At 64.9% G+C, this 3073-nt stretch carries 6 protein-coding genes; all 6 read left to right on the forward strand.

The features are described from left to right. Nucleotides 1-531: cell division protein (locus NTW26_09200; GenBank protein ID MCX7022430.1), on the forward strand; the 531-nt coding region annotated here is incomplete at its 5' end. 6 nt (nt 532-537) lie between these two features. Further along, a complete protein-coding gene (locus NTW26_09205) occupies nt 538-951 on the forward strand; it encodes a secondary thiamine-phosphate synthase enzyme YjbQ (protein ID MCX7022431.1) in 414 nt (137 codons plus the stop codon). A gap of 132 nt (nt 952-1083) precedes the next feature. After that, a complete protein-coding gene (locus tag NTW26_09210; protein ID MCX7022432.1) occupies nt 1084-1242 on the forward strand; it encodes a hypothetical protein in 159 nt (52 codons plus the stop codon). Between the two features lie 400 nt (nt 1243-1642). Further along, entirely contained in the window at nt 1643-2059 is a 417-nt protein-coding gene (locus NTW26_09215) for an Rrf2 family transcriptional regulator (protein ID MCX7022433.1), read from the forward strand. 294 nt (nt 2060-2353) lie between these two features. Beyond that, nucleotides 2354-2719 carry a hypothetical protein gene (locus tag NTW26_09220; GenBank protein MCX7022434.1) on the forward strand — a complete coding sequence of 122 codons (366 nt, stop codon included), beginning with the start codon at nt 2354-2356 and terminating at the stop codon, nt 2717-2719. 1 nt (nt 2720) lies between these two features. After that, a partial coding sequence (locus NTW26_09225) for a DUF4388 domain-containing protein (GenBank protein MCX7022435.1) occupies nt 2721-3073 on the forward strand: 353 nt, incomplete at its 3' end.

A 3073-nucleotide genomic window follows, 5' to 3' on the forward strand; every position in this document is an offset into this window, starting at 1 on the left:
TCCTGCTGCGGTGGCCACACCGCGGCCATAGACGATATCTGGCCCGGCGTCGAGCGCCGACCCTTCTTCGCCGGGGTCGAGTGCGACTGGTGCACCGCCTGCCCCAGCCACGACTGGGAGTACACCCTGGATTTCGACCGCCTGGCCCACGCCCTCGCCGCGGCGGGCTACACCTCCGAAAACCCGACGGGCCTGCGCCTGTGGACCAACGCCCGCACCGGCCGGGTCCGGTACGTCGTGTTCACCCTGGCCTCGGGGGGCGAGCTGGAGCTGCCGGGCGACGAGTTCCGACGCCTCGTGGGGTACGGTGAGCTGAAGAGCACGTACTTCGACATCGCCCGCGTCACCGAGGGCGGGCTGGTGCTCTCGGGCCACGGTTACGGCCACGGCGTGGGGCTCTGCCAGTGGGGCAGCCGGGGAATGGCCGAGGCCGGTTTCACCTACAAGGAAATCATCAACCACTACTACCCCGGCGCCGGAATCGCCCAGTGGGACGCCCTGTGGCCCATGGAGCCCCGGCCGACGAGCTGACGAATCATGTTTTTCGATAAGACCTACGAGGTCCCAACCAAGGGCGAGGGCGACGTCATAGACCTCACGCCGCTCTTGGAGCGCTTCCTCTCCGAATCGAGCGTGAGCGACGGCGTCTGTGTCATCGCCGCCACGGGTTCCACCTACGCCGTCACCACGGTGGAGCACGAGCCGGGGCTGGTGGAGGATTTTAGCCGGGTGATGCAGGAGCTCGTCCCCCGGGGTCCGGTGTACGCCCACGACGCGCGCGCGGCTGACGGCAACGGCTACGCCCACGTCCGGGCGAGCCTGGTGGGCCCCTCGGTGAGCTTCGCCGTGGTCGGCGGGAAGCCGCGGTTGGGGACCTGGCAGCAGCCGGTCCTGCTGGATTTCGACAACCGTCCCCGGACGCGCCGGGTGAGCTTTTGCATCGCCGGTTGACGGTAATAGGCGACAAGGGGTTTTGCCGGGGCATAGCTCGCTTCGCTCGGTTAAACCCCTTGCCTCCCCCGACCCGGCTTCGTAAGAAAAACCGGTGGCGGAATCACCCGCCGCTTTCCACGGGAGAAACCCATGCCCTTCGACATCGCCTGCTCGTTGACCATCGCCTTCTACGAAAAGCACTCCAAGCCCGACGAAAAACCGGATGACTACATCAAGACCTACAAGTATTTCCTCCAGGAAGTGAACCTCCTCTTCGAGGAATACGGGTACTTCGGCGACGAGGAGTAGGTCCCCGGTCAAAATTTCAGGCCGGTCGTCCCCGGCCGAGTAGCGGGCTTACCGGGACCTCCGGCAAAACGGAGCGAACCGAGCGTAGCGAGCTACGCCCCCGGCGAACCGAAGTGATGCCCCCGGCAAAAATTCCCATTTACCGCTTGACAGTGGGTCCCTAAAAGCCTAGTATCCCTATTGGGATTTATCCGTTAGCGGGGGCTGCAAGACCGGGGATTCCACGGATCGTGCATCCGGCGGACGGCGAGGTCGAAGCTCTGACGTGCGCCGCCGGGTTGAAATGAACGGCTCGCCGTTGCGAAGCGAGTAATGCCCCGGCAAAACGAGCGCAGCGAGTAACGCCCCGGCGAATCGTTTTTTCTGGCTCGTCTGTAAACATACGAGAAACGGGGAAGGCATGCACGTTTCGACGCGCAGTGAGTACGGTTGTCGGGCCATGCTGGAGCTCGCCCGCAACCACGGCCTAGGCCGTCTGTCGGCCGACGAGATAAGCACCCGCCAGGAGATACCGGAGCGCTACCTGGAACAGATACTCCTCTCGCTGCGGCGTGCGGGATTCATCCACAGCCGCCGCGGTCCGGGAGGCGGCTACACCCTCGTCCGCCAGCCCGACGAGGTGAATGTGGCCGACGTCATCCGGACCCTCGACGGTCACCTGGCGCCCGTGGCCTGCGCCAGCGAGACGGCGTACCAGGCCTGCACCCGCGAGGACACTTGCGGCCTGCGCTGGCTCTGGCAGACGGTGCGCCAGGACCTGGCCACCCGGCTTGAAGCCACCACTTTCGCCGACCTCTTGAAGCGCGAGACGGGTTGATCCCGACCGCTCGGGCTCGACCGTTCCCCGCCGGAGGAGAAGGAGACAAGGGGTTTCGCTAGAGGCGTAGCTCGCTTCGCTCGGTTAAACCCCTTGCCCCCAAAATTAGGCTAAAAATCTTCCCCTGGTTTTGGGGCCGCCGACCGAATCCGGTCCGGCCCTTTTTTACGCCCCGGTCGGACGGCGGGAACCGCCGGCCCCACCAGCGGAGGCGTAATGGGCGCCCTCCCTTGACCGCCGCCTTGTATTCCATCTACAATAATAAAAAACCTCTAAACCTTGCGGAAGTGAACCTTGGCGAACACGGACACCCTCCAGTGGGGCGCCACTCCTCTCTCGGTCGAAACCCGGGAGCTCTACTCCGACGGGCGGGAGGGCGACTTTGAAATCGTCCCCGAAGAACCCGTCCTACCCCGATGGCGCACGTTGAAACACTGGCTGAAAATCGTCGGTTTCTCCCCGGTCGAGCGCGCCGAGCGCTACGACCGCTTCTCGTTGGGCGGTATGACTCTCGCGCTGACCAAGGACGGCCGTTTCATCCTCGAGGGGGTCAGGCCCCCGACGATCCCCACCGCCCTGGCCCTCGCGCAGCTCTTTCTATACTGCGACCGGGTGGCCGATCGCCGGCAGTCCGAAGACGCCGAAGCAGAAAGCGGATAAGATGGCTCTACAAGGCACGCTGGCGGAGCTTCCTCTCCTCGACCTCCTGGAGATTTTCAGCCGGTACTACCGCTCCGGCTGGTTGAGCGTGGAGAGCACCAAGGGGCAAACGGAGATATACATTGACGCGGGACGGATCATCTACGCCGAGAGCGAGGCCGACCGGGAGCCGCTGGGGAAGATACTCCTCGGGCGCGGCCTTCTGACCCAGGAGCGGCTCGACGAGGTCCTCCACAGCCAAAAACGAAGCGAACCGAGCGAAGCGAGCTACGCCCCCGGCGAACCGAGCTACGCCCCCGGCGACCCGAGCTACGCCCCCGGCAAACCGAGTAATGCCCCGGCAAACAGCCAGGG

The sequence above is a fragment of the bacterium genome (genome assembly GCA_026398675.1).
Lineage (GTDB): Bacteria > RBG-13-66-14 > RBG-13-66-14 > RBG-13-66-14 > RBG-13-66-14 > RBG-13-66-14.

Coding starts and splice junctions, on each gene's coding strand:
- NTW26_09205 (MCX7022431.1), top strand. CDS start 538: ATGTTTTTCGATAAGACCTACGAGGTCCCAACCAAGGGCGAGGGCGAC.
- NTW26_09210 (MCX7022432.1), top strand. CDS start 1,084: ATGCCCTTCGACATCGCCTGCTCGTTGACCATCGCCTTCTACGAAAAG.
- NTW26_09215 (MCX7022433.1), top strand. CDS start 1,643: ATGCACGTTTCGACGCGCAGTGAGTACGGTTGTCGGGCCATGCTGGAG.